Source organism: Tepidanaerobacter sp. GT38 (assembly GCF_021991635.1).
Lineage (GTDB): Bacteria > Bacillota > Thermosediminibacteria > Thermosediminibacterales > Tepidanaerobacteraceae > DTU063.
This window is the reverse complement of the sequence record NZ_JAFFJA010000001.1, coordinates 50,400-76,042: the sequence shown is the minus strand read 5'-3', so window position 1 is coordinate 76,042 and position 25,643 is coordinate 50,400. Positions and strand designations below refer to the sequence as shown.

The following is a 25,643-nucleotide window of genomic DNA, read 5'->3' as shown; positions in this document are numbered from 1 at the left end:
TTTTTTAAATATTTTATTTAGGAGGGGAAAGAAAAATTATGAAAAAGATACTTTCATTGTTAGTGGTAACATGTTTACTTATTAGTGTTGTAGGCTGTGGTGGCGGCAGCAGCCAGCAGTCTGATGCTGACGTGCCAGCCGGTGATGACTGGAAAATAGGTGTAATTACAGGTACAAGTTCTCAAAACGAAGAGGAATTTGTAGCTGGCCGCGAATTAGTAGAAAAGTACGGTGAAGACAGGGTAATTCACAAAACATATCCTGATAACTTTACAAAAGAACAGGAGACTACAATTACTTTAGCATTGGATATGGCTTCAGACCCCAGTGTAAAGGCCATTATCTTCTGCCAAGCAGTTCCCGGAACTGCAGCAGCCTTTGAGAGCATTAGAGAACAGAGAGATGACATTCTCTTAATAGCTGGATTGCCTCAGGAAGATCCCACTATCATGAGTGAAATTTCCGACATCGTAATCGATACAGACAACCTAAAACGAGGAGAAACCATAATGGAACTTGCCCACCAGATGGGTGCTAAGAAGTTTATACATTATTCATTCCCGAGACATATGTCTATTGAACTTTTAGCTCAGAGAAGAGATATCTTCAAACAAAAAGCTGAAGAACTTGGCATAGAATTTATTGAAGTAGCAGCCCCCGACCCAATGGGTGAAGGTGGAATTCCTGCTTCACAGCAGTTTATCCTGGAAGATGTGCCAAGACAGGTTGCAGAGCATGGTAAAGATACAGCTTTCTTCAGCACAAACTGTGCTATGCAGGAACCCTTAATCAAAAAAGTGCTTGATGAAGGAGCCATTTTCCCTGAACAGTGCTGCCCAAGCCCATATCACGGATATCCTGGAGCTTTAGGTATCGAAATACCGGAGGATAAAATCGGCGATGTTGATTTTATTATAAGCGAGATTACAAATAAGGTTAAGGAAAAGGGTAATAGCGGCAGAATGGCTACTTGGACGGTTCCTGGCGCAATTGCCATGATAAGAGCATGTGGAGACTTTGCTGTAGAATACGCTAAAGGCAATGTGGAACGCCAAGACATAGAGAGCTTTATTGAGTTCTTGAGGCAGGAAGCAGGAGATATAAAAGTTCAAACATACAAATCTGACAATTTCCTTCTCTTTGTAGGCGAATCACAGATATTCTAATAGCAGATGACATCAATATTTAAGGTTGCCTTTCAGGCAACCTTAAATATTGAAATCAGGAGGAGGGTGAGTTTTGAGTAAGCCAATCTTGCAGTTAATCGATATTAGCAAGGATTACTATGGAAATCAAGTCTTAAAAAAGGTTAACTTAACCGTTCAACCCGGTGAAGTTCACGCCATAGTTGGTGAAAACGGTGCGGGAAAATCTACCTTGATGAACATCATATTTGGCATGCCCGTTATTCATAACACAGGAGGATTTTCAGGTCAGATTATTTTTGATGGTGAACCGGTTAATATTGATTCTCCAAAAGTAGCCATGGAAAAGGGAATAGGCATGGTTCACCAGGAATTTATGCTGCTTCCGGGGTTTACTATTACCGAAAACCTGAAGCTAAACCGTGAAATTACAAAGCACAATTTAATCAGCAAGTTTCTGGGCGATAAAATGAAAAGCCTTGATATGGAATCAATGCGAAAGGATGCCAGAAAGGCTTTAGATACTTTAGGTGTTGACATAGATGAGATGCTGCCCGTTGAAGGCCTTCCTGTAGGTCACAAGCAATTTGTAGAAATTGCGCGAGAAATAGACAAGACTAACATGAAGCTGCTGGTCTTTGACGAGCCCACGGCCGTTTTAACCGAAATAGAAGCGGACCTTTTTCTAAAAGCTGTAAAGAAGCTTTCCAATGAAGGTATAGCCATACTCTTTATTACACATAGGCTCAATGAAGTTATGCAGGTAGCTGACAATATTACTGTAATAAGAGACGGTGAAGTGGTAGGGAGACTCTCAAGAGAAGAGGCTACTGTTGAAGATATGGCCAGGCTAATGGTAGGCAGGAAAATTGATAGAGTGGAGAAATCAAAAAAAGTTAATAATGGGTCTCAAGAAAATATCTTGGAAATAAGAAATCTCAAAGTGGACATGCCTGGAGAGGTAGTCAAAAATGTAAATCTTGATGTGAAAAAAGGTGAAATTTTAGGAATCGGAGGCTTAGCAGGTCACGGTAAAATAGGCATTGCCAACGGAATAATGGGGCTTTATCCTGCTTCGGGGCAGGTTGTTTTCAAAGGAAGCAAGATAAAGTTAAACAATCCCAATGATGCCCTTTCAAGAGGAATGGCTTTTGTTTCTGAAGACCGAAGGGGTGTCGGTTTGCTTCTCGACGAAAGCATAGAAAAAAATATTGCTATAACAGCTATACAGGTCCAAGGTAAATTTTTAACAAAAATCTTAGGTATTAATTTTGTTCTCAACACAAAAATCAGAGAACATGCAAACAAAACCATAAAAGAATTAGATATAAGGTGTACCGGACCCGAGCAGCCAGTCCGTAGGCTCAGCGGCGGCAATCAGCAAAAAGTGTGCATAGCTCGAGCTATTACTCTAGAGCCTGATTTGCTTTTTGTTTCTGAGCCCACTCGAGGAATTGATGTAGGTGCAAAAAAAATAGTTCTGGACCTTTTGCTAAAACTAAATCAGGAAATGGGCATGACAATTGTAATCACATCCAGTGAATTGGCCGAGTTGCGCTCTATTTGTGATAGAATTGCTATTATATATGATGGAAAACTTGAAGGTATTTTACCGCCTGATGCTGATGATACAGATTTTGGATTGATGATGGCTGGTGGGTACTCTGATATGGCAAAGGAGGTTTCCTGATGAGCCAGAAAATAAAAAAGTTTTTAGATAAGTTTGGTTATACCAGAATAATTATTATACTATTTCTGATTATGCTTTTTATAGCAGCTTTTGCATTAGAACTTCAAACAGATAGCCTTATTTCCGGAATATTAAATAGAGCGGGCATGAATATGATCTTGACTCTTGCAATGGTTCCCTCAATACAATCAGGAACAGGCCTAAATTTTGGACTATCAGTTGGTATACTGTGTGGCGTGCTGGGTGCCGTGCTTAGTATTGCTATGAATTTAACAGGTTGGCAGGCGTTTTTAATAGCTAATGGCTTAGGTATTGTATTTGCCATTATTGCTGGATATATATATGGCCTTTTGCTAAACCGGGTTAAAACCCAAGAGATGCTAATCGGCACATATGCAGGATTTTCAGTAGTGTCCGGAATGTGCATGTTCTGGATTTTAGCCCCCTTTAAAAGCCCGAAAATGATATGGCCATATGGAGGTAGAGGCCTTAGAGTTACCGTTTCTCTTGAAGATACTTTTGATAAGATATTAAATAATTTCCTCTTGAGAGAGTATAATGGGATAGAAGTGCCCTGGGGACTGTATGCTTATATTATTCTTTTGTGCCTTGCAGTATGGCTGTTTTCTCGCAGCAAAACGGGAATTGCCATGCAGACTGCAGGAAGTAACCCCAGATTCGCAGAGTCTTGCGGGATTAATGTTGACGGCATGCGTATAATCGGCACTATTTTGTCAACGGTTCTAGGAGCAATGGGGATCTTAGTTTATGCTCAGAGCTACGGATTTTTGCAACTATATAATGCTCCTCTTTACATGGCTTTTCCAGCTGTAGCTGCTATCCTCATAGGTGGAGCGAGTGTGCACAAGGCGTCTATAGCCCATGTTATAATAGGGACATTTCTGTTTCAAGCACTACTTGTAGTAGCATTACCTGTAACTAATGCAGTGCTTCCGGAGGGAAATCTTTCAGAAGTAGTGAGAATTATAATAAGCAACGGGATAATAGTATACGCTCTAACCAGGATAGGTGGAGGTGAATAAATTTTGATGGGAAAACAATCTTCATGGAATATCAAAAAGACTGTCAGTACAAATATAGTCCCGGTTGTATTTACAGTGTTGTGTTTAGTGGGAGCTATTATAGCTGAAGCAAGTCCATTCTTTCTTTTAAGCTCAGTAATTACTAGGCTCGCACGTAATTTGCTTCTTGTGTTTTCGTTAATAATACCAGTTGTTACGGGCCTTGGTTTAAATTTTGGAATAGTTTTAGGAGCCATGGCTGCTCAAATCGCTTTGATAGCAGTAGTTCATTGGAATATTACTGGCCTTGGCGGTTTTACTGTTGCAGCTCTTTTATCTGTTCCTATATCAATATTGTTTGGGTGGCTTACGGGAAAAGTTCTAAATAAGGCTAAAGGCAATGAAATGATCACCAGTATGATGCTAGGCTTTTTTGCAAATGGCCTTTATCAGTTATTATTTTTATTTATCTTGGGCGGCGTAATACCTATGAAAAATGATACAATAATGCTTCCTTCTGGCATAGGTATTAAAAATACTGTTTCATTGAAAGGCTTAAAATATGCCCTGGATAATGTAATAATGATAAGTCATGATTCCTTGGCTATCCCAGTTTTTACCTTCATCATAACAGCATTGCTAGCCCTTGCTATAAGATTTTTGCTGCAGACAAAACTGGGCCAGGAACTAAGATGCGTAGGTCAAGATATGAATATTGCTGCAACTTCAGGAATAGATGTTGATAAGATGAGGATTATCGCTGTTATTCTGTCAACTGTGCTTGCGGCTTGGGGACAGTTAATACATCTGCAGAACATCGGCATATTGCAAACTTATGGAAGCCACGAACAGGTTGGACTTTTTGCGGTAGCTTCAATACTGATAGGTGGAGCATCAGTTACGAAAGCCACTATAGGCCAGGCAGTACTTGGGACTTTCCTGTTTCACCTGCTTTTCATCATATCCCCTATGGCAGGTCAAAAGTTGGTTGGGGAACCTCAGGTAGGCGAGTACTTTAGAGCTTTTGTGGCCTACGGTGTAATAGGTGTGTCTTTAGGGCTTCACGCATGGCAAAAACAGCAAGCTAGAAAGAACAAACTTGAAGATATATAACAAGTCACTTAAAAGGTTCAAGATGAGGTGGTTAGCCTCATCTTATTTATTGTGTTATTTATTGTGAAACAACAAATTCCAGACCCGAAAGAATCTCCCATTGCGTTGTCGGGTGGGGTTAATTTTATTTTAGAATATCCGATATAATTTCCGCCAAAATCAAAATTCCTTGGTTGGGGCTTGGGATTTTTACACCAATTACTTGTAGAAGGCTTAGTGCAAAGCCGATAACTAAGAACACCGAAACTGCAGTAAGTTCCCGCCACAATTTTTGCTCAATTAAACCTGGTATTTGCAGAAATGCTATAATTATAAAAATTAATATCACTAATATTATCATATTTGTTACCTGCCTTTTACAGGAGCAGATGAGAGACCGGTATCCCGGAGCCTTGCATCCACTTTAATCTCAACATTTATCGTTGGGAACACGTCCCGCCATTTCGTTTGAAGAGTTTTCCACTCCTTTGGGTATTTTCTGTGAACCGCATCGCCAAACCCAAAAATGTCCGCCCCCCATTCCTTTTGGGCCTTTTCTAAAACCGATTGAACTTCATTTTTTATAACCTGAGCCTTGCGCTGCTCTAATTCTTTAAACGTTTTTGTATTTGTAAGATCAATATCTGGTAATTGTTCGGCAAGATTCCCTTCTTCTTTTATTTCAATTGTAATTTTAATCTGGTCATCTGATATTTCAGGGATTATCTTACTGCTTGCCCTTATGATTTCTAATGCAACGTCTTCATTTTCATCTTTAGGGGATTTGACCAGGATAATCCCGCTCACTACTTTCCCTAGAATCCAATTTAGACCTCGGGTTTCATGTTCATCTAAAAAACCCACCAGTTTGTCTTTTCTAAAAACTGAGGCGCCTGTTAATCTCATCTTTTGATTTTTATTTTGATGATCCTGTATCATTTCTATGCGACATGCGATTGGATCTGAAGTAGGGCTTGCGAGGTTTTTAAGAAACTCATTTATGTTTACTTGTACAGCCATGGAGGTAGCAGAGCTTGATTTTATCATATTTTCAATGGCTTCTGCTGGTATATTTACCTGTTCATGCTTTGCACTGATTATATCGTGAGCTTTGCCTTTTGCGATTAACAACCAGCTAGTGCGCCTAGGCTCAGGGTCCCTATTTAAAAAGTCTATTAGAGGGGTTATACCTTCCCGGGCTAATTCCTCTCCTATGACTACGATTTTATTTTGGGGAAAAAATAATTTCCGGTCTGATTGCATAGTAGCATTTCTAGCAGCATCAATGATTGTATAACCTGTAGATGTTAAAACCCAAACCCCTTTAGAACTAGCAGAACCAGCTCCGGAAGGAATGGCTCCTTGCAATTCGCTGGGTTTTATGATCTGAAAGGCAACGCTCAGCTTTCCCTCTTCTTCTGATTTATCAATGCCCATTGCTGAAATTATAGCTATAGTATCAAGTTCCCGCCGACTCCAGCAGCCGATTAAAATTGTCCCCATAATAATTATTAATATAAGGATTAAATTCTTCCTCATTTATAATCAATCCTTTTCTTGCCAATTACAGCTACAATCAGCAGCAACAAAGGCAGTGCGAAAGTAAAAAACAAGTTATACCATGTTAAAACTTTATATGATAGAAATTCATTTAGTTCAACAACGCTTTCAGCTTGTAATATAGATAGACTGACTATTACAGTTCCCATAGCCACCACTATTGGACGATAATCTTTTAATTTTAGTAATTGAGCCGCACTTAAGACTGCTAAATAATTATGTATGGCTATATCGATGCACATGCCTAGCACCCAAAATCCTATAAACAGTGCGTCAATTCTTTCTAAAAAACTCCCTATATTTATCATGCGAACTAAATGGAAAAAGGGAAAATTTAATATTTTTGCCTGTTCCAGTCCAAAAACCCCTATTGTGGTAATAGAAGTGGGGGTTAAATGAAGTGTGAGGATAAAAGAGATCAAAACTACGGTAGTTCTTATTTTTTCTGGTTCATTTATAAATGGCTTAAGCATCCACAAAAACAAACTCAGAGTTGACCTTGCAGCTATAACAAAGCCACCATAAATTACAGGAATTATTCCATCTTCCAACACAGGAGTGAGAGCATAAATATCTACGTCTTTAGCTATCATTATAAAAACCAAAAATACAGAGGCCAGGACTAGAGGAGCAACAATTTCTGCAACTCGGCAAATAGTTTCTAAGCCTTTGTAAATCGAATAGGCGGCAAATAAAGCGGTTGCGGTAATAAAAACTATAATGGGCGTTTCAGGATATGGTATAGCTTTGAGAAACTCTCCCAGCTCTCTTAAAATTACAGCTGTTCGATGCAGGAAGAACCATACATACAGTGCTCCTATAATTTTCCCCCAAGAACCTAAAATTGTTTCAACAGATTGAATCAATGATTGCCCTGGAAATCGATTTGTCAAAAAATACACCGGTAGTACTAACAATATATGTATCGGAAATGCTAGAATAGCGGAAATCCATAGATCTTGATTCCAGGGTGGAGCGTTTACATACGGTAGATATGCCATTGTAAGCATTAGACGACTTATAACAAATATTAGTATGAATTGATTATTTGATATCTTTCCTTTTTCCAGCATATCGTACCTCTCAGCATTATTTATTGTTTGTATTATTTTTCATAGGATTCGGCATTAAATCAGGTTCTTGACGCACCAAGTCATTTTGGGTGAACAGTTTCGGCCTTTTGTGCATTTTCCATAAGTGTGGGCGTAAAAACACATCTTTTAGGTCCTCAGAAACAATAGGTGCAATTGGAGCAAGATATGGTACTCCAAAGGAACGAAGGGATACCATGTGGGTTAAAAAGAACGCAGCACCAATCATAATGCCAAACAAACCCAAAAACGCTGCTAATAATACGTAGGTCAAGCGCATAATAGACACTGTATCACTTATGGAAGCAACTACATAGGAAGATATGGCAGTTAAAGATACCACAATGACCATAGGAGCACCAATGAGACCCGCAGAAACTGCCGATTCACCTATTACAAGAGCTCCTACAATACTTACCGCCTGACCAACAGGTCTTGGCAATCTGATGCCTGCTTCTTTTAAGATTTCGTATATGATGCCCATTACCATGGCTTCAACAAAAGCAGGAAATGGAGTACCTTCTCTGGCAGCAGCTATGCTGATAAGCATAGTTGGTGGTAACATTTCTTGATGATATGTGGTCAGGGCTACGTATAGTGCCGGTGCAAATACACTTACAAAATAGGCAGTAAATCTTAGCAGCCTTACAATTGAGGCATAAAAAGGCCTGGAATAATAGTCTTCGCTGGTCTGAAAAGCCTCTATAAAGAGATATGGAACTGTTAATACAAAAGGTGTGCCATCAGTTAATATAGCAACTCGACCTTCCAACATTTTAGCAGCTACAATGTCGGGTTTTTCGCTATTGCCTACAGTTGGCAAAAAGGACAAGGGACTATCTTCAATATATTGTTCTATGTAGCCGGATTCTAGGATGGCGTCAGCGTCTATTTTAGAGAGCCTTCTTTTAACTTCTTCAACGATTTTCTCATCGGCAATGCCTTTTATATAAGCAATTACTACATCAGTTTGTGTCTGCTTGCCAATTTTCATTTTTTCAAATTTTAAATTTGGATTTTTAATTTTTCTCCGCAGGAGTGATGTTGATGTCCGCAGTGTTTCAGTAAAACCCTCTCGGGGTCCCCTTACTACAACTTCAGTGTCAGGCGGGGTAACGTTTCGTGTTTCCCAACCCCGCAAATTGACAATAAGGGCTGTGGCAAAGCCCTCTAAGAAAAGTGCAGTATCACCAGATAAAACATGTTCCACAACTTCTTGAAAATCATTTACTTCGCTTACTTCGGTAAGGGTCAGGATTCGCTGATGAATTATATTTAATGTATTTTTTTGGTTTAACTCATCGTCTACCTCTGATATATGCATATCAATCATCAGAGACTTCATTAAATTCATTTGCACAAACTCTTCATTAACAAGACCGTCTACATAAACTATAAAGGCTTTTATGCGCGTATGAGAGCCTATTTCAAACTGACGGAAGACGATATCACTTGCATTTGAAAAAACCTCTTTTATTTTTGTGAGGTTTTCCTGAAGATTAGAAGACAAGGGGTTTGGAGTTTTTTCTGAAGTTTTATGCTCTAGCTTTTGTTTTAATTTAGATGAAATAAAATGCCTGTGTAACTTTTTAAACCACTTGAGCATATTTATCCCAGTCCTGAAGATTAATTATTTAGTTGTAGTATGTTGCCGGTGTCGTAATTATATACAAAGTTGTCAAGAAATTCTTATACATGATATAATTTACAATATCATTCGGAAGGCGGGGGTTTTATGCTGTATATAAATAACGAGTCCAATGACCCTTATTTTAACATGGCCCTTGATGAGTATGTAGTAAAACACCTAAATCCATCTAATGACTATTTTTACTTTTATCAGAATAGACCTTCAGTAATTATCGGGAGAAACCAAAACGCCATAGAAGAGGTAAATCTGGAATATGTCAAAAATAACGATATAATCGTAGTTAGGAGAATGTCAGGCGGCGGAGCCGTATATCACGATATGGGTAACATTAATTTTTCTTTTGTTGTAGACTATCGAAAAGAGGATTTTAACAGCATAGAAAGGTTTGCCAAGGCAATAGTTAAGGCACTTGGCAAATTTGGGATAGATGCTGAGTTTTCCGGGAGAAATGACATAACAATAGACGGGAAAAAATTTTCCGGCAATGCCCAATATGTGACAAAAAATCGTATTCTGCATCATGGCACGTTGCTTTTTGATTCTGATTTGTCAGTGCTGTCAAAGGCACTAAATGTTAAGCCGGAAAAAATCAAGTCGAAGGGCATAAAATCCGTAAAAAGCAGAGTTACAAATATAAAAGATTATCTACCAGATAAAAATGTTACAGTATCTCAATTTAAAGAAATGCTGCTTAAGTTTGTGTTTGAGGTAGAAGGAAAAGAGTTGCAGGAGTATAATCTTACACCTAAAGATATAGAGCAAATTATGGACCTCAGAAATAAAAAGTATTCAACCTGGGAATGGAATGTGGGCAGCTCACCTGAATTTGATTTAATTCGCTCAGCACGCTTTAATGGGGGAGAAGTTCAAGTTCATATGAATGTCAAGGACGGAATCATAAGTGACATAAAATTTTATGGAGATTTTATGAGCATTCGCGATGTATCAGAAGTGGAGGAAAAACTTCGGGGGCAAAGATTTAAGCAGGAGGATATCAAAGATGTCCTTTCTAAAATAGATGTAAAAGAATATTTTGGGTTTATCAGTTTGGAAGAGATTCTATCACTTTTTTAATATAAGCGTATATGATACTTCCAAGTAGAAGGTCTAATCGAAATTATATTATCTACTGGAGGTATTTTTTTATTATAGCCTACAGTCTTTTTTGTATTTAAAAAACTGTTTGCGAATAGCAGGATATTTTTCGAAAAAATTATTTAGTAAATCGATATTGCTCACTGTATCTACAGTTAGATGGTGTTCAATCATCTCGGTTTGGCGCAGGATATTATCTTTAACTCCTATGTTTTTTAAAAATGTTTCAACAATTTGGTGCCTTTTTAACAAATAATCCCCAATTCTCTTGCCTTCTTCGGTGAGCTGAATGATGCCGTATTTTTCATAGACCAAAAGGCCCATTTCTGTAAGTTTTTGAACAGTCTTTGTGGCTGAGGATGCCTGGACGTTTAGTTGCTGTGCTAGATTTGTAATTCTAATATATCCTTGTTTTTTACATGTCCTGTAGATCATTTCAAGATAATCTTCCATACTGGGAGAAAGCCGAAACTTTTCCTGTCTGAGCAATTCATATCCTCTGTAAGTATGAAATTCGATATTGTCTTCTCTTTTATTTTTCAATTGCTAAACCCCCAGAGCTTTAGGTAACACCAATTTAATTAAAAACATATATTATTGTTAGCAATGCAAAGTTTCCCTAATCTAACTTATTTGTAGGGGACGTAAAATATGCACTATGCCATAAAAATAAAGGGGGTTTATGAAAAGTGGAAAGAGAAGTGGTTTCATTATATAAATTGCCAATTGGAAAATCCGGAAGAGTCAAAATGCTTACTGCAAATGGCAATATACGGCGGCGTCTAATGGATCTGGGCCTTGTTGAAAATACAGTAGTTGAAGCCTTAAGAAAAAGCCCTTCGGGAGACCCTACCGCTTATCAATTCCGCGGCACAGTCATAGCGCTGCGCTCTGAAGAAGCTTCCAACATATTTGTCCATGTATGCTAAACAAGGAGGTAAGTTAAATGGGTCTTACTGCTCAATCAACGTGGCTGGGGGCTTTAAAGAATGAGATTGCTTTTGAAAAGTTTGGCACTGATAGCATAATAGTTGCCCTTGTGGGCAACCCAAATACTGGAAAAAGCACGGTTTTTAATAGCTTAACGGGTCTAAAACAGCATACAGGCAACTGGCCCGGCAAAACCGTAACCTGTGCTGAAGGGTTTTATGAACATAAAGGTGAAGAAATTTCTCTGGTTGATCTGCCCGGGACTTATTCCTTACTGCCCAATTCTGTGGAAGAGGAAGTTGCCAGGGATTTTATCTGCTTTGCAAAACCCCAGTGTTGTGTAGTAGTTACTGATGCCACATGCCTTGAAAGAAATTTAAATCTCGTGCTTCAGGTCCTTGAGATAACCGATAGAGCAGTAGTATGTGTAAATCTCATTGATGAAGCGAAAAGGAAAAAAATCCATATTGACCTTAAAAAACTATCACATATATTAGGGGTGCCGGTTGTAGGCACAAATGCCAGAGAACAAGAGGGGCTGGATCGTTTAAAAGATGAGATTAATAACATTAGCTTAGGCAAAATTAAGGCATCCCCTCTTAAAGTGAAGTATGATGAAACAATTGAAAGGGCAATAAAGGTCATTGAGGAAAGCCTTTATCCCTTATTAAAAGGCGAGCTTGACAGCAGATGGGCAGCACTTCGATTAATTGAAGAAGATAAAAGAATAATAGATATGGTAAATAATGCTGATAACCTTTTGAGCAAGGAACTATTAAAGGCAGCCCTAAAAGAGGCAAAAGGCATACTCGAAACAAGATACGCCTGTATTGATGAAATTAGAGATGCTATAGCAACAGCTATAGTGCTTAAGGCGGAAGAAATCAGTCGTGCTACAGTTAGATTTGAAAACACACATTACAATGAGCTTGACCGAAAAATTGATGACATCTTAACGTCAAAACTTTTTGGAATACCCATAATGCTGGCACTTTTAGGCTTTGTTTTCTGGCTCACCATATCAGGGGCAAATTATCTATCTGAAATCCTGGCGGAAAGTTTTTTTTATGTAGAAGACTTTTTAACTGATTTATTCCTTTATTTTGGCGTTCCCGAGTGGATATACGGGGCCGTGGTGTTGGGAGTTTATAGGACGGTGGCTTGGGTAGTATCGGTCATGTTACCTCCTATGGCGATTTTTTTTCCTTTGTTTACGCTACTTGAGGATTTGGGATATCTGCCACGAGTGGCATTTAACTTGGATAATTTTTTCAAGAAGGCGCATACCCATGGAAAACAAGCTCTTACTATGTGCATGGGATTTGGTTGCAATGCAGCAGGGGTTGTGTCTTGTAGAATAATTGACTCTCCCAGGGAGAGGCTTATTGCAACGATAACAAATAATTTTGTGCCGTGTAACGGCAGATTTCCTACTTTAATCGCTCTATCCACCATATTTATCGCTGGCTCTTTCGGTGCTTTTCAAACAGTAATAGCGACCATTGCCGTGATGGTGGCTATAGTATTTGCCGTATTAATAACCCTAATGGTATCAAAAATTCTGTCTCAAACAATACTAAAAGGCTTGCCATCTACCTTTACATTGGAACTGCCGCCTTATCGCAAACCCCAATTTGGCAGAATCTTGGTGAGATCCCTTTTAGATAGGACCATATTTGTGCTGGCTCGTGCTGCATTAGTTGCAGCTCCGGCAGGCCTAATAATATGGCTGATGACAAATACTTATATAGACAATATAAGCATACTTGGCTGGTGTGCAAAATTTTTTGAGCCCTTTGGTCGGATTATGGGATTAGATGGATATATTCTCTTGGCGTTCTTTTTGGGACTTCCTGCAAATGAAATTGTCATACCGATCATCATCATGAGCTATACGGCATCAAATTCTCTGATGGAATTGGAAACCCTTGCGTCTTTAAGACAGCTTTTATTGGCAAATGGCTGGACCTGGGTTACAGCAGTATGCACCATGATTTTTTCCTTAAACCATTTTCCATGTGGCACAACTTTGCTTACCATTTATAAAGAAACCCAAAGCATTAAGTGGACAGTAGCTTCATTCTTAATACCTACTGTAACTGGAATACTACTTTGCATTGTTTTTCGACTATTAGTGTCTTTGTTGGGCATTTAAACTGGCAAGTTTTGCAACAATATTTTATAGTGGGATTTGAATAAAATGTATTTGCATTACTTGGAATTTGTGATAAAATATACAAAGAAAAATATTTGAGGAGGTAATTTTCCTTGAAAGTGTTTGTTGATCAGGATCTTTGCATTAGCTGTGGCCTTTGCATCGACACCTGCCCATCAGTTTTCGATTGGAATGACGATGGAAAGGCACACGCAATAGTCGATGAAGTGCCAGCAGATGCAGAAGACGATGCAAGAGAAGCTTTAGAAAGCTGCCCATCAGAGGCAATAAAAGAAGAATAGCATATTAGAAAAAAAGGGAATCTCATATAATTATGAATGAGATTCCCTTTTTCTATATAAAATAAAGAAGGAATTTCAAGGATTATGTAGAACTAATATATATAATGAAACACAATATCATAATATGAAACAGGGAGGTTTCCTCATGAAAAAACTTGATGTTATGAAACGCATTATTGATTGCGGTATTGTAGCAGTAGTAAGGGCCGAATCGGCAGAGCAAGCCTTGAAGATCGCCGAGGCAGTTAAAGCCGGCGGAGTAGAATCGATTGAAATTACCATGACAGTACCTGGAGCAATTGATGTTATCAAGGAACTTGCTAAGGCATACCCCAATGGTGAGATTTTGATCGGAGGAGGCACAGTTCTGGATCCTGAAACAGCTAGAGCAGCAATGCTTGCGGGTGCTGAGTTCATAGTAAGCCCCCATTTTAACCCAGACGTAGTAAAACTCTGCAACAGATACCAAAAAGTAAGCATGGCCGGTGCAATGTCCATAAAGGAAGTTGTAGAGGTTATGGAATCAGGAGCAACATTTGTGAAATTCTTCCCGGGCAGCGCATTTGGTCCATCTATGATCAAAGCTATAATGGGACCACTACCATATGCGCCTATTGTGCCTACAGGTGGAGTAAGCCTTGATAACGTTGCTGAATGGATTAAAGCCGGTTGCCAGGCAGTTGGTGTTGGCGGCGAGTTGACGAAGGGTGCCAAGAAAGGCGATTACAAAGAGGTTGAAGAAACGGCCAGGAAGTTTGTAGAGGCTATTAAAGCAGCAAGGAATAAGGCTTAACTTTGTTTAGAAAACATAAGGTAATTTATACACTGGGTCAATTTTAATAATGAAGGAAGGTGTTTCATGTGGCCAACAAAGTTGTTACTTTTGGCGAAATAATGCTTAGGCTGACCCCTCCAAATTACTTAAGGTTTGTCCAAGCTGATTCTTTTGATGTTACATATGGAGGCGGCGAGGCCAATGTGGCAGTATCCCTTGCCAACTACGGTGAAGATGCCTATTTCGTGACAAAGGTTCCCGATAATCCAATAGGCCAGTCAGCTATCAATCACCTGCGCAGATATGGCGTAAACACCAATTATATAGTAAAAGGCGGTGAACGCCTGGGCATTTACTTTAACGAGATAGGTGCTTCACAGCGGCCTTCACTGGTAGTGTACGACCGCAGCCATTCTTCAATTTCCGAAGCAAAAGTAGAAGATTTCAACTGGGAAAAAATATTAGAAGGAGCTAAATGGTTCCATTTTACCGGAATTACTCCAGCTTTAGGTGATAATGTAGCGGCTTGCTGCCTGGAAGCTGTAAAAGCTGCCAAGAAACTAGGGGTAACTGTAAGCTGCGACTTAAATTACCGCAAAAAACTTTGGTCTAGGGAAAAGGCCCGTTCCGTTATGACGGAGCTTGTGCAATATGTGGACATTGTCATTGCCAATGAAGAAGATGCTGCTGATGTATTTGGCATAAAGGCTGCAGAATCTGATGTTACCAAAGGCCAGTTAAGTGAAGAAGGCTATAAAGACGTTGCCAAGCAGCTCATGGATAAATTCTCATTAAAAGGCGTAGCTATAACCCTTCGTGAAAGCTACTCAGCGTCAGATAACGGCTGGTCTGCCATGTACTATGACGGAAATGAATTTTACTTCTCCAGGAAGTATAAGGTGCATATAGTAGACAGAGTCGGCGGCGGCGACTCTTTTGGTGGCGGCTTAATTTACGCACTATTAAATGGATATTCACCTAAAGATGCACTGGAATTTGCTGTTGCAGCCTCTTGCCTAAAGCATACTATAGTCGGCGACTTTAATCATGTGACAGTAAAGGAAGTCGAAAATCTAGCCAAGGGAGATGCCTCAGGAAGAGTACAGCGGTAATATTCAGATGCACGTAAAAACATGCCTTTACCCATGAAGGCATGTTTTTTTATTTTTAAAAAAACTTTTTTTCACAAGTTCAGCAGGATTTTTTGCTTTGATGTCGAAGTAATATAAATACAAACGTTTTTACAAGTCGTGGTTTTAATATAAAACCCATTAAAACCTTGATGCATCGAGGATTAAGCCATTTTTTATCTGCGTCAAAACAAAAAAATAAACAATAAGAAATATATATTATAGAAACGTTTGCATTATTAAACCTAATAATGCCGATTGCATTTTGGCTTCTACATGGTGGGAAGGAAGAATTCAATGGTAACTATAAAAGATGTAGCAAAGAAGGCTGGAGTTTCTCCAAGCACCGTTTCTAGAGCTCTAAGTGGAAATGCTTCTGTAAAAGAATCTACCAAACAAAAAATACTAGAAGCTGTTAAGTTATTAAATTACAGACCTAATTTCCTTGCTCAAGGGTTAAAAGAAGGTAAAACCAAGACAATAGGTCTGATTATTCCAAACATACGAAATCCTATATATCCAGCTTTAGCAAGAGGGGTAGAAGATACTGCAAAAAAGTTTGGTTATAGCGTAGTTTTGTGCAATACTGATGAAGATGTAAAAGCAGAAAAAGAGTACATTCAAAAACTAAGAAAAAGATGGGTAGATGGTCTACTGATTGCTCCAGCAGCCAAAGAAACTGAACATATAGTTGAGTTGCAAAAAGAAGGCTTTCCAATGGTAATCATCGTAAGAAATGTGGATTTTTTAGCCAATGCAGTCATTATTGATAACTTTAGAGCAGCCTATGATGCCGTTTCCTTCCTGATTAAGACAGGTCACCAGCGGATTGCAATTATCAAAGGTAATCAGCAGCTGGCTTTATACAGAGAACGGTTTAGAGGATATAAACAAGCTTTACTTGATGCTGGTCTTCCTGTCCATGAAGAGCTTATAACAGGTGATGAATCCGACAGCGTTCAGTGGAGTTTAGACGGTTATAATGCCGTATACAGCCTGTTTGCTCAGAATATAAAGTTTGATGCAGTTTTTGCGACTACTGACCTTAGGGCTATTGGTGCCATCAGAGCTATAAAAGACCACGGCTATAAAGTTCCTGAAGACATTTCAGTTATAGGATTTGACAATCTTGAATTCAGTTCTCTTATTGATCCGCCTTTATCTACTGTGTCACAGCCCTTATACGATATAGGTGTGAGAGCGGTAAATAAATTACTTGCTCTGATTAATACTGAGACAATGCAAGAACCCACAGTAGAAATAATGTCATCAGAGTTAATTATTCGCAGATCTACTAGATAGTACTTTTTTTTACAATAAACTGCAAACGTTTGCAAAATTTAAGTTGTAGTGTTTTTTTATGGTTATTAATCACGAAAAAAGTGATTAATAATAAAAAAATTTATAGGGGGAAAAAGTATGAAAAAGTTTTTAGCAATTTTTTTGGCAGTGCTGATGATTGTCGGTATGACTGCTTGTGGTTCTTCACAACCTGAAGCAGAAAGCCCTTCAGAAACTCCGCAGCAAGAAGAGACTGCACCTGAGGGTGATATTGTCATAGGTGTTCTACAGGATATCACAGGTGTAACATCCACCCTTGGCAAGATGGTGCAGGAAGGTGCTCAATGGGCAGCAGATGAAATCAATGCTGCTGGCGGCATAAATGGACGCAAAGTAAAACTAGTCACATATGATACAAAAGCTGATGTTCAGGAAGCAATTAATGCATATAACCGCATGACCACTACAGACAAGGTATCAGCTATAATCGGTCCTCCTGTTGCAAACATAACTATAGCAATAGCACCCATATCCGAGCAGTATAATGTACCTGTTCTTCACTTTGCCATCGATGACAGAGCCACAATAAAAGATGATGGCACACCGTATAAGAATATGTTCCTATTCCAGCCCTCAGCGAAACAGCAGGGTGCTATAATGGGGAAATTTGCAGTAGAGGAACAAGGGTTGAAAAAATTTGGTATTATTTACAACCAATCAAATGCATACTCTGTATCGCTGCTGGAACCATTTAAAAATACAGTTGAGAGTTTAGGTGCTAAAGTTGTTGCTGAAGTTCCATACCAGCCAAATGACAAAGACTTTAAAACAATGCTCAACAAATTAGTATCCGCAGGTGCTGAGGCAATTTATGCTCCAAACTATACACAAGAGCTTATATTGATTGTTCAGCAGGCAAGAGCAATCGGATTTGACGGAAGACTTATCTGCGGTTTGGACGCATGTCCTCCTTTCCCAACACTGTGCGGTCCTGAGGCAGATGGAGTAATTTACATCAACAACATTACGGAAACAGAACCTCAGATTCAAGGTATAATTGAAGCTTATAAACAAAAAACAGGAAATGATGCCACAAACAAATTCTTCTTGGGATATGATGTTATGAAGATTCTCGCCAAAATAATAGAAGAAGTGGGCGATGACCCAGTTGCAATTCGAGATGCTATAGAAAATCTCTCTGGTTTCCAAGGCCTAACTGGTAATATAACTATCGACCCCAATACTCATCAGACAAAAGGCCTCGAAATGGTTATGCATGAAATTCAAAATCAGGCACCTGTAATGCTTAAGCGTTATTCAGCAGAACAATAAGGTAGCATTAACCAGAAATATCAATATCCCCCCTGCCTGGCAGGGGGGTATTGATAGTATTAGGAGGTAAATAATGTCAATACAAATCATAATCAATGGATTGGCTGTAGGCTCAGTTTATGCTTTAATTGCTACAGGTTTCTCGCTAATTTTTAACATCCTGAAGTTTTCAAATTTTTCTCATGGTGCACTTATGACACTTAGTGCTTTTATTGGTTACTTTTTTGCGGTAAAAACAGGTAGTTCTTTAATTCCGGTAATTATTGTTTCGATGCTTGCGGGCGGTTTGGTTGCCTATATTGGAGAATTTGTAGCTTTTAGAAAAATAACTCTGCGCAGCACATCTCCTGTTTATTACTTTGTGTCATCAATTACCCTTGGCACATTATATGAAGGAATAGTAACAATTTGGGTAGGACCAAACTTTTACAACTATCCGCGGTTTTTTCAAAGCATGGTAGTTAATATAGGCGGTTTTGTCATATCTAAACCGGATTTGATCATGTTTATTTCGTCCTGCTTGGCCCTTGCACTGTTGGTAATATTTATTCAGAAAACAAGGCTTGGTCGTGCTCTTCGTTCGGTTTCATTTGATCGGGACACAGCAGGCCTTATGGGAATAAATGTTTTTGGCATTATTCAACTTGCTTTTTTCATATCAGGTGCACTGGCTGGCCTTTCAGGTGTATTTTTAGGAATCAACTACACTTTGTACCCTCAGCTTGGCAATTTGGTTGTAAAAGGATTTATTGCTTCAGTTATAGGGGGCTTGGGTAGTATTTTTGGTGCAGTTGTGGGTGCTATTTTACTGGGATTGACCGAAACACTGCTCATTAATTTTGTAGGTTCTGGGTATGCACCGGTTTTTTCATTTTTAATCATGTTGGCTTTTCTGCTGATAAGGCCACAGGGTATCGCAGGCTCGAACGTTCAGGAGAAGGCTTAGGGGAGGTTAGCATAATGCAGTTTTATATTTCAATACTCACGTTTACGCTTATTTCAGTTATTGCTGTAACAGGTATATATGTTCTTACGGGGCTAACAGGCATGTTTTCTCTGGGGCAAGCAGCTTTTATGGCAATCGGTGCATATGTATCCGGCTTTTTGGTAGTTAAAGCAGGAGTCCCATTTGTTCTGGCAGCTATAATAGCAGTAGTTATCAGTGTAATAGTAGGCTACATCGTTGGATTGCCTACCGTTCGCCTGCGCCGAGACTATATATCATTGGTTACGCTGGGATTTGGTGAGGCCATAACGGCACTGCTAAACCAAACTCAATCCATAACCGGTGGAGCTTTAGGTTTTTCTGGTATTCCTAAAATCACCACACTGCCATTAGCTTTAATATCTGCAATCGTTTGCATTGTCCTGGTAAGCTATCTTAAAAATTCGAAATACGGCAGGCAGTGCATTGCTGCAAGGAGTGACGAACTCGCGGCAAAAGCCATGGGAATAAATGTCCCCAGAATCAAGATGACTGCTTTCCTTATTGCTGTAGCAGTAACATCTTATGCTGGTGTGCTTTACGCGTTTTTTACAACCTATGTTGATCCCGGTATCTTCGGCTGGAAGAAGAGCGCAGAATGGGTTATCATGGTATTTTTTGGAGGCGTAAGCAGCTTAACAGGTTCCATCTTTGGCACCATTATCTTAACAGCTTTGCCGGAAGTATTGAGATTTGCGGCGGATTATCGCACGGTGTTTTATGCGGTATTGGTGCTTCTTATCATCAACTTTAAACCTACAGGATTGTTTGGCGAATATGAGCTTTCGGTAGGAAATTTATTGAGAAGGCTAAGCGGTAAAAAGGAGGAGAGGAGCAATGCTTGAAGTACGGAATGTAAGCAAGAGTTTCGGCGGAGTCAAGGCAATACAGGACGTCTCCCTTACTGCAAAAAAAGGTGATATTATCGGCATTATCGGTCCTAACGGTGCCGGGAAAACTACATTGTTTAACGTAATATCAGGGATATATACGGCAGATAAAGGTTCGGTCATTCTTGACGGTAAAGATATTACAAAAATGGAGCAGTATATGATTACTCGTGAAGGCATAGGCCGCACATTTCAGAATATCCGTCTTTTTAGGGGTTTAACCGTTTTGGAAAATGTTATGTGCGCTTTTGACCCATTGTCCAGATATTCAATCATAGATGGACTCTTGCCCACTCCAAGACGCTTAGCTGAAGAAAAGCGCGGCAGAGAAATTTGTGAGCATTATCTTGAAGTTGTAGGAATGCTGAAGTATAAAAATGAGCGACCGGAAAATCTTCCGTATGGTCTACAGCGGAAGCTTGAAATCGCACGAGCACTTACATGTCAGCCAAAAGTGCTTTTGCTGGATGAACCGGCCGCAGGTTTAAATCCTACCGAAGTGATGGAGCTTACTGAACTAATCAGCAGATTATGTGAAGAAATCGGCTTTGCTATTCTTTTAATCGAGCACCGCCTTGAACTTGTAATGGGTATTTCTCATAAAATTCACGTGCTGAATTTCGGCAAACCAATTGCAGAAGGGACACCTGAGGAGATAAAAGAGAATCCGGATGTAATAAAAGCTTACCTGGGAGAGGAGGAAGCTAAATGCTGAAAGTCACAAATTTAAGTGCTGCATATGGACACATTCAGGCATTGAAAGATGTTTCAATTGAAGCTGAAAAGGGGCAGATTGTCAGCATTATCGGGTCTAACGGAGCAGGAAAGTCAACCCTCCTTCGGTGCATCTCAAGCCAGGTAAAGCCGACATCCGGTACTATAGAATTTTTAGGCAAACCTATTCCAGACAAACCTCATAAAGTCGTTGAAGCAGGGATAGTCCACGTTCCTGAGGGCCGTCGGACTTTTTCGGGTTTAACCGTAGAAGACAATCTATTAGTAGGGGGCTACCTTTTAAAGGGCAAGGAGCTATATGAAAATCTGGAGAAAAACTATAACCTCTTTCCAAAATTGAGAGAGCGCAAGTCACAGTATGCAGGGACACTTTCAGGTGGAGAGCAGCAAATGTTGGCAATTGCTAGAGGGCTTATGGCAAAACCGAAACTTATTCTTCTTGATGAACCGTCCCTTGGACTTGCACCTATCATCGTAAATCAGGTATTTAACCTAATTGAGCAAATCCGCGACAGCGGTGTGACCGTGCTGCTGGTTGAACAAAATGCGCGCAAGGCTCTCAGCATATGCGACAAAGCTTATGTTTTAGAAAATGGCAGAATAACCTTAAGCGGTACAGGTTGCGAGCTTTTGAATTCTGATAAAGTGAAAAAAGCCTATCTTGGCGGCTAATATATGGAGGTTAAAATATGATTCGTAAATGGAATGAGGAATCCCTTGATCATAGAAATGCACTGCTTTTTGCCATGGGAATATCCGAGGAAGATGCTAAGCGTCCCATTATCGGAATTATAAATTCATGGAATGAAATGAATCCAGGCCATTTTCCTTTTAAAGATGTTATTGAAGACATAAAAAAGGTGGTTTATGCTTCTGGAGGCCTTGCCCTTGAGCTACCTGTGTCTGGTGTGTGTGACGGAATATGTTCAAACACTCCCGGTGACCGATATACCCTCCCCGCTAGAGATATGGTTTCTGCTGAAGTGGAAACGGTGGCGGAGCTTAACATGTTAGATGGCATGATAATGCTTGGTACTTGTGATAAGGTAGTGCCGGGAATGCTTATGGGTGCACTTCGGGTAAACATTCCAACAGTGATGTTTACCGGTGGATATATGGCTCCGGGCAATTACAACGGCAAAATGATAACCCTTACACATACAAAACAAGCATATGCGGCATATGTAGCCGGAGATATAAGCAGGGAGGACTATAAAGCCATAGTAAAAAATGCATGTCCCACACCTGGCGCATGTCCATTTATGGGGACGGCAAATACCATGTGTGCAACAGCAGAAATTTTAGGTCTGTCTCCTCATGGCAATGCAAGTGTAAAAAGCCAGACGCCAGAGTGGCGGCAAATGGCTGTGGAAGCGGCAAAGAAAATTATGGAACTTGTAAAAGAAGAAATTCGCCCTCTCGATGTGATCAAATATGAAAACTTTGAAAATGTAGTCAGATATATGATGGCGACAGGTGGTTCTACTAATTCTATCTTGCACATACCTGCAATTGCCAGGCAAGCAGGATTCGATATAACACCTGAGCTTTTTGATAGGATAAGCCGGGAAGTTCCGGTAATAAGTACCATTTACCCAAACCATCCTTCCTATACAATGGCGGAGTTTTCCGAAGCAGGAGGCCTTGGCGCAGTGTTAGGTGAGCTTGCCAAGGCAGGTTTGATCCATACCAATGCCAAAGGCATGTTTGGTACAATTGCTGATAAAATTTCCCTGTCACAGAACCGAAACCAGGATGTAATTCGATCGGTATCAAACCCAATTTATGAACAGGGAGGCCTTGCAGTACTTTCTGGCAATATTGCTACAGACAGCGCTATTGTGAAATTTTCAGCCGTAGACAAATCAGCATGGCAATTTACAGGTCCTGCAAAGGTATATGACTCTCAGGATGAAGCATGGAATGCCATACTGCGAGATGAAATAGTCCCGGGAGATGTGGTGGTTATCCGCTATGAAGGGCCAAAAGGGTCGCCCGGTATGCCTCATATGGAAACGTTTATGGCAGCGGTTCTGGGTAAAGGGCTTGGAACTAAAATTGCTCTCGTATCAGACGGAAGATTTTCAGGTGCTACAGGCGGTTTAGCTATAGGACACGTTTCGCCTGAAGCTTATGAAGGCGGAAACATCGCGTTTATTCAAAATGGAGATATTATTCATATTGACATAGAAAAGCGCATTTTAATGGTAGACATTACCGAGGAGGAATTTAAAGAACGGAAGAAAGGTTGGAAACCTGTAGAAAAGCCGGCTACAGGTTGGCTGAAACTTTACAGGAAGAATACTACTTCAGCACACCGAGGTGCAACAGTCTTTTGGGATTAACTTATAAGAAAATTAAAGGAGTTGTTTTATAATGGCGACTTTTGAGCGATTCAACTTTAAAACCATAGATGAGATAAGAGATAAGGTAAAAAAGCTAGGTGTAAATATAAGTTTTGCAGATGATCTTTCCCCACTTGCAAAACCTGTTAAAATCGGAAACGTTGTAAGTCCTAATTCTATAGCAGTTTTGCCTATGGAAGGCTGCGATAGTGAACGTGATGGCAGCCCATCGGAACTTGTGAGGAGACGCTACCGTCGATTTGCTGCAGGTGGAGCAGGTCTTTTGTGGTTTGAGGCTTGTGCAGTGGTGCATGAAGGAAGAGCAAACCCACTTCAGATGTATCTGACAGAAAAAAATGTTGGGGCCTTTGAAAAGTTGCTCAAGGAAGTAGATGAAGAAGCAAAAAAACATAACGGCAGTGACCACAGGCCTGTAAAAGTCCTTCAGCTCACACAGTCAGGCAGGTATTCAAGACCAGATGATAAACCTGCGCCAATTATAGCACAGCACGATCCGATGCTTGATCCGAGAGTGGGAATTTCACCTGATGACCCGGTTGTTACAGATGAATATTTAGATGCCCTAATTGAAAAATACGTAAAGTCTGCTAAGCTCGCACGAGAAGCAGGCTTCGACGGTGTAGATATTAAGGCATGCCATAGGTACTTGGTATCTGAACTTCTTGCAAGTCATACGAGAGAAGGCAGATACGGCGGAAGTTTTGAGAATCGCATGCGCTTTCTTTTAGATACAATCAAGGCAGTTCGCAGCGAAGTAGGCGACGATTTTATAATTGCAAGCCGTTTTAATGTGTTTGATGCTCATCCCTACCCTTACGGATTTGGCGTTGATAAAGAAGATTTCTGGAAACCGGATTTAACTGAACCTTTGGCACTTGTAAAGTTGATGGTAGAAAATGGCGTAAACCTTCTAAGCAACTCTGCAGGCAATCCATATTATAGATTTCCACAAGTAACGAGACCTTTTGACACACCAACTATAGGCGGTGAGATTCCGGAAGAACATCCTTTAGAGAGCGTTGCACGCCTCTTTGAATTAACTCGCCAAATTCAAAAGGCTGCGGGTAATATTCCGGTAGTAGGCAATGGTTATAGCTGGCTGAGGCAATTTCTGCCAAATGCGGGCGCGGCAAATATCGCAGATGGTTCCTGTACCTTGGTTGGAATAGGTCGCCAGGCCTTTGCTTATCCTGATGCGCCAAAAGATATGCTTGAAAAAGGTGCCATGGATCCGAAAAAGTCATGCATTGCGTGTAGCAAATGCACTCAAATCATGCGGGACCACGGTCGCACAGGCTGTGTCATAAGGGACAGCGAAGTTTATCTGCCCCTTTACAATGAAGCAAGAAATAATGCTACTAAGAAATAGTATTTGGAGGCGCCTATGATTAATTTAAAAAATAGAGTTGGCAGAGTTGTAGAGCCAGGTAAAGTAGATTTTCTAGTGCGCACGGTTGAAGAACCCAAATCCAACCAAGTTGTGGTAAAAATAATATCTAGCGCTATCTGCGGAAGTGACTTGCATATTTTTAAAGGAAAGCATCCATCTGCGCCACTACCGGTGACCATCGGCCACGAGTTTGCTGGTGAAGTTGTAGCTATCGGCAGTGAGGTTTCCAGATTGAAAATAGGCGATAGGGTGACAGTTGAACCTGTCATAGTTTGTGGAAAATGCATTGCTTGCAGGACAGGCAACTACGCCCATTGTGAAAATATCAGTTTTACCTACCGCAATGGAGACGGTGCAATGGCCGATTATATAACGGTAGAAGAGCCATATGTGTACAAATTGCCTGAGCATTTATCATACAATGCAGGTGCGTTAATCGAACCTCTGTCAGTTGCTGTTCATGCAGTAAGGAGAGCCGATGTAAAGCTTGGCGAAAAGGTTTTGGTAATAGGAGCGGGCGCAATAGGCATTTTGATTGCAGCCCTTTGTAAGAGGAGTGGCGCCTCAGAAGTTGCAATTGTGGATTTTTCTCAAAAACGTCTGGATATAGCTTTGGACCTTGGAGCAACACATGCTATAAATCCATCAAAGCAGGATGTATACGATGTTGTTTCTCAAATCACAAATGGAATCGGAATGGATAAGACTTTTGAATGTGTGGGCTTTGAGGAAACTTTTAATCAAGCCATGATGACACTTAGAAAAAATGGTTTGGCTACGATTGTAGGCATCTTTGAAAATCCAAACATAACTATTCCAGCCACGCGCTTTATTACCCATGAGATTAAAGTTCAGGGCTCACAGGGTTATTGCTGGGATTTCCCCATAGCACTGGAAATGTCAAAACAAATTGACCTTGAAAAGCTAATTACACACACATTTAAATTAGAACATTTGCAGCAAGCACTTGAAACTTGTCTTGATAGGCATTCAGGTGCATTAAAGGTCATAATTCAACCATAAGAC

Annotated in this window: 24 protein-coding genes; 19 read left to right on the top strand and 5 right to left on the bottom strand. The window is 40.0% G+C overall.

Annotated elements, in window-relative coordinates; translation table 11 throughout:
- Nucleotides 1–38 precede the first annotated feature (38 nt).
- The 4 genes from JT739_RS00360 to JT739_RS00345 all read left to right on the top strand — a co-directional run bounded on the left by JT739_RS00360 (nt 39) and on the right by JT739_RS00345 (nt 4,970).
- A complete protein-coding gene (locus tag JT739_RS00360; RefSeq protein WP_237659122.1) occupies nt 39–1,166 on the top strand; it encodes a DUF3798 domain-containing protein in 1,128 nt (375 codons plus the stop codon).
- 73 nt (nt 1,167–1,239) lie between these two features.
- Complete coding sequence (locus tag JT739_RS00355; protein WP_237659121.1) at nt 1,240–2,835, top strand: sugar ABC transporter ATP-binding protein; 1,596 nt, start codon at nt 1,240–1,242, stop codon at nt 2,833–2,835.
- Nucleotides 2,835–3,878, top strand: coding sequence for a hypothetical protein (locus JT739_RS00350; RefSeq protein WP_237659120.1), 1,044 nt, complete (start codon nt 2,835–2,837; stop codon nt 3,876–3,878). Before JT739_RS00355 ends, JT739_RS00350 begins: the two co-directional genes overlap by 1 nt.
- A gap of 6 nt (nt 3,879–3,884) precedes the next feature.
- Nucleotides 3,885–4,970, top strand: a complete 1,086-nt coding sequence (locus JT739_RS00345; protein ID WP_237659119.1) for a hypothetical protein — start codon at nt 3,885–3,887, stop codon at nt 4,968–4,970.
- Between the two features lie 124 nt (nt 4,971–5,094).
- On the opposite strand, the gene JT739_RS00340 is transcribed toward JT739_RS00345, so the two are convergent.
- The 4 genes from JT739_RS00340 to JT739_RS00325 are packed head-to-tail and all read right to left on the bottom strand — an operon-like array spanning nt 5,095 to nt 9,206.
- On the bottom strand, nt 5,095–5,310 hold the full coding sequence (locus JT739_RS00340) for a hypothetical protein (RefSeq protein ID WP_237659118.1): 216 nt from the start codon (nt 5,308–5,310) through the stop codon (nt 5,095–5,097).
- Between the two features lie 5 nt (nt 5,311–5,315).
- Nucleotides 5,316–6,488 carry a Ger(x)C family spore germination protein gene (locus tag JT739_RS00335; RefSeq protein WP_237659117.1) on the bottom strand — a complete coding sequence of 391 codons (1,173 nt, stop codon included), beginning with the start codon at nt 6,486–6,488 and terminating at the stop codon, nt 5,316–5,318.
- Nucleotides 6,485–7,582: an endospore germination permease gene (locus JT739_RS00330; protein ID WP_237659116.1), complete on the bottom strand. Its 1,098-nt coding sequence runs from the start codon at nt 7,580–7,582 to the stop codon at nt 6,485–6,487. The genes JT739_RS00335 and JT739_RS00330 overlap by 4 nt, the downstream gene beginning before the upstream one ends.
- Nucleotides 7,583–7,598: 16 nt before the next feature.
- Nucleotides 7,599–9,206: a spore germination protein gene (locus tag JT739_RS00325; protein ID WP_237659115.1), complete on the bottom strand. Its 1,608-nt coding sequence runs from the start codon at nt 9,204–9,206 to the stop codon at nt 7,599–7,601.
- 129 nt (nt 9,207–9,335) lie between these two features.
- On the opposite strand from JT739_RS00325, the gene JT739_RS00320 reads away from it, so the two are divergent.
- Nucleotides 9,336–10,325: a lipoate--protein ligase gene (locus JT739_RS00320; protein ID WP_237659114.1), complete on the top strand. Its 990-nt coding sequence runs from the start codon at nt 9,336–9,338 to the stop codon at nt 10,323–10,325.
- A 72-nt stretch (nt 10,326–10,397) separates the two neighbouring features.
- Here the strand turns inward: JT739_RS00320 and JT739_RS00315 are convergent, their stop codons facing one another.
- Nucleotides 10,398–10,889, bottom strand: a complete 492-nt coding sequence (locus JT739_RS00315; RefSeq protein ID WP_237659113.1) for a metal-dependent transcriptional regulator — start codon at nt 10,887–10,889, stop codon at nt 10,398–10,400.
- Between the two features lie 146 nt (nt 10,890–11,035).
- On the opposite strand from JT739_RS00315, the gene JT739_RS00310 reads away from it, so the two are divergent.
- The 14 genes from JT739_RS00310 (at nt 11,036) to JT739_RS00245 (ending at nt 25,640) form a co-directional block, all read left to right on the top strand.
- The gene (locus tag JT739_RS00310; protein WP_237659112.1) at nt 11,036–11,275 is read left to right on the top strand and encodes a FeoA family protein; all 240 of its coding nucleotides are present in this window, start codon (nt 11,036–11,038) and stop codon (nt 11,273–11,275) included.
- A gap of 17 nt (nt 11,276–11,292) precedes the next feature.
- The gene (gene feoB, locus JT739_RS00305) at nt 11,293–13,431 is read left to right on the top strand and encodes a ferrous iron transport protein B (RefSeq protein WP_237659111.1); all 2,139 of its coding nucleotides are present in this window, start codon (nt 11,293–11,295) and stop codon (nt 13,429–13,431) included.
- Nucleotides 13,432–13,544: 113 nt separating this feature from the next.
- Nucleotides 13,545–13,733 carry a ferredoxin gene (locus JT739_RS00300; RefSeq protein WP_255688193.1) on the top strand — a complete coding sequence of 63 codons (189 nt, stop codon included), beginning with the start codon at nt 13,545–13,547 and terminating at the stop codon, nt 13,731–13,733.
- A gap of 145 nt (nt 13,734–13,878) precedes the next feature.
- Nucleotides 13,879–14,526: a bifunctional 2-keto-4-hydroxyglutarate aldolase/2-keto-3-deoxy-6-phosphogluconate aldolase gene (locus JT739_RS00295; protein ID WP_237659110.1), complete on the top strand. Its 648-nt coding sequence runs from the start codon at nt 13,879–13,881 to the stop codon at nt 14,524–14,526.
- A gap of 68 nt (nt 14,527–14,594) precedes the next feature.
- A complete protein-coding gene (locus tag JT739_RS00290; RefSeq protein ID WP_237659109.1) occupies nt 14,595–15,620 on the top strand; it encodes a sugar kinase in 1,026 nt (341 codons plus the stop codon).
- Between the two features lie 315 nt (nt 15,621–15,935).
- Nucleotides 15,936–16,940 carry a LacI family DNA-binding transcriptional regulator gene (locus tag JT739_RS00285; RefSeq protein WP_237659108.1) on the top strand — a complete coding sequence of 335 codons (1,005 nt, stop codon included), beginning with the start codon at nt 15,936–15,938 and terminating at the stop codon, nt 16,938–16,940.
- A 117-nt stretch (nt 16,941–17,057) separates the two neighbouring features.
- Complete coding sequence (locus JT739_RS00280; protein WP_237659107.1) at nt 17,058–18,251, top strand: ABC transporter substrate-binding protein; 1,194 nt, start codon at nt 17,058–17,060, stop codon at nt 18,249–18,251.
- Nucleotides 18,252–18,324: 73 nt separating this feature from the next.
- Entirely contained in the window at nt 18,325–19,197 is an 873-nt protein-coding gene (locus JT739_RS00275) for a branched-chain amino acid ABC transporter permease (RefSeq protein WP_237659106.1), read from the top strand.
- A gap of 14 nt (nt 19,198–19,211) precedes the next feature.
- A complete protein-coding gene (locus JT739_RS00270) occupies nt 19,212–20,081 on the top strand; it encodes a branched-chain amino acid ABC transporter permease (RefSeq protein ID WP_237659105.1) in 870 nt (289 codons plus the stop codon).
- Nucleotides 20,074–20,841 carry an ABC transporter ATP-binding protein gene (locus tag JT739_RS00265; protein WP_237659104.1) on the top strand — a complete coding sequence of 256 codons (768 nt, stop codon included), beginning with the start codon at nt 20,074–20,076 and terminating at the stop codon, nt 20,839–20,841. Before JT739_RS00270 ends, JT739_RS00265 begins: the two co-directional genes overlap by 8 nt.
- Nucleotides 20,835–21,533: an ABC transporter ATP-binding protein gene (locus JT739_RS00260; RefSeq protein ID WP_237659103.1), complete on the top strand. Its 699-nt coding sequence runs from the start codon at nt 20,835–20,837 to the stop codon at nt 21,531–21,533. The genes JT739_RS00265 and JT739_RS00260 overlap by 7 nt, the downstream gene beginning before the upstream one ends.
- Before the next feature lie 17 nt (nt 21,534–21,550).
- Complete coding sequence (gene ilvD / locus JT739_RS00255; RefSeq protein ID WP_237659102.1) at nt 21,551–23,206, top strand: dihydroxy-acid dehydratase; 1,656 nt, start codon at nt 21,551–21,553, stop codon at nt 23,204–23,206.
- Nucleotides 23,207–23,237: 31 nt separating this feature from the next.
- A complete protein-coding gene (locus JT739_RS00250; RefSeq protein WP_237659101.1) occupies nt 23,238–24,596 on the top strand; it encodes a hypothetical protein in 1,359 nt (452 codons plus the stop codon).
- 15 nt (nt 24,597–24,611) lie between these two features.
- The gene (locus JT739_RS00245; protein WP_237659100.1) at nt 24,612–25,640 is read left to right on the top strand and encodes a zinc-binding dehydrogenase; all 1,029 of its coding nucleotides are present in this window, start codon (nt 24,612–24,614) and stop codon (nt 25,638–25,640) included.
- The last annotated feature ends 3 nt before the right edge of the window (nt 25,641–25,643 follow it).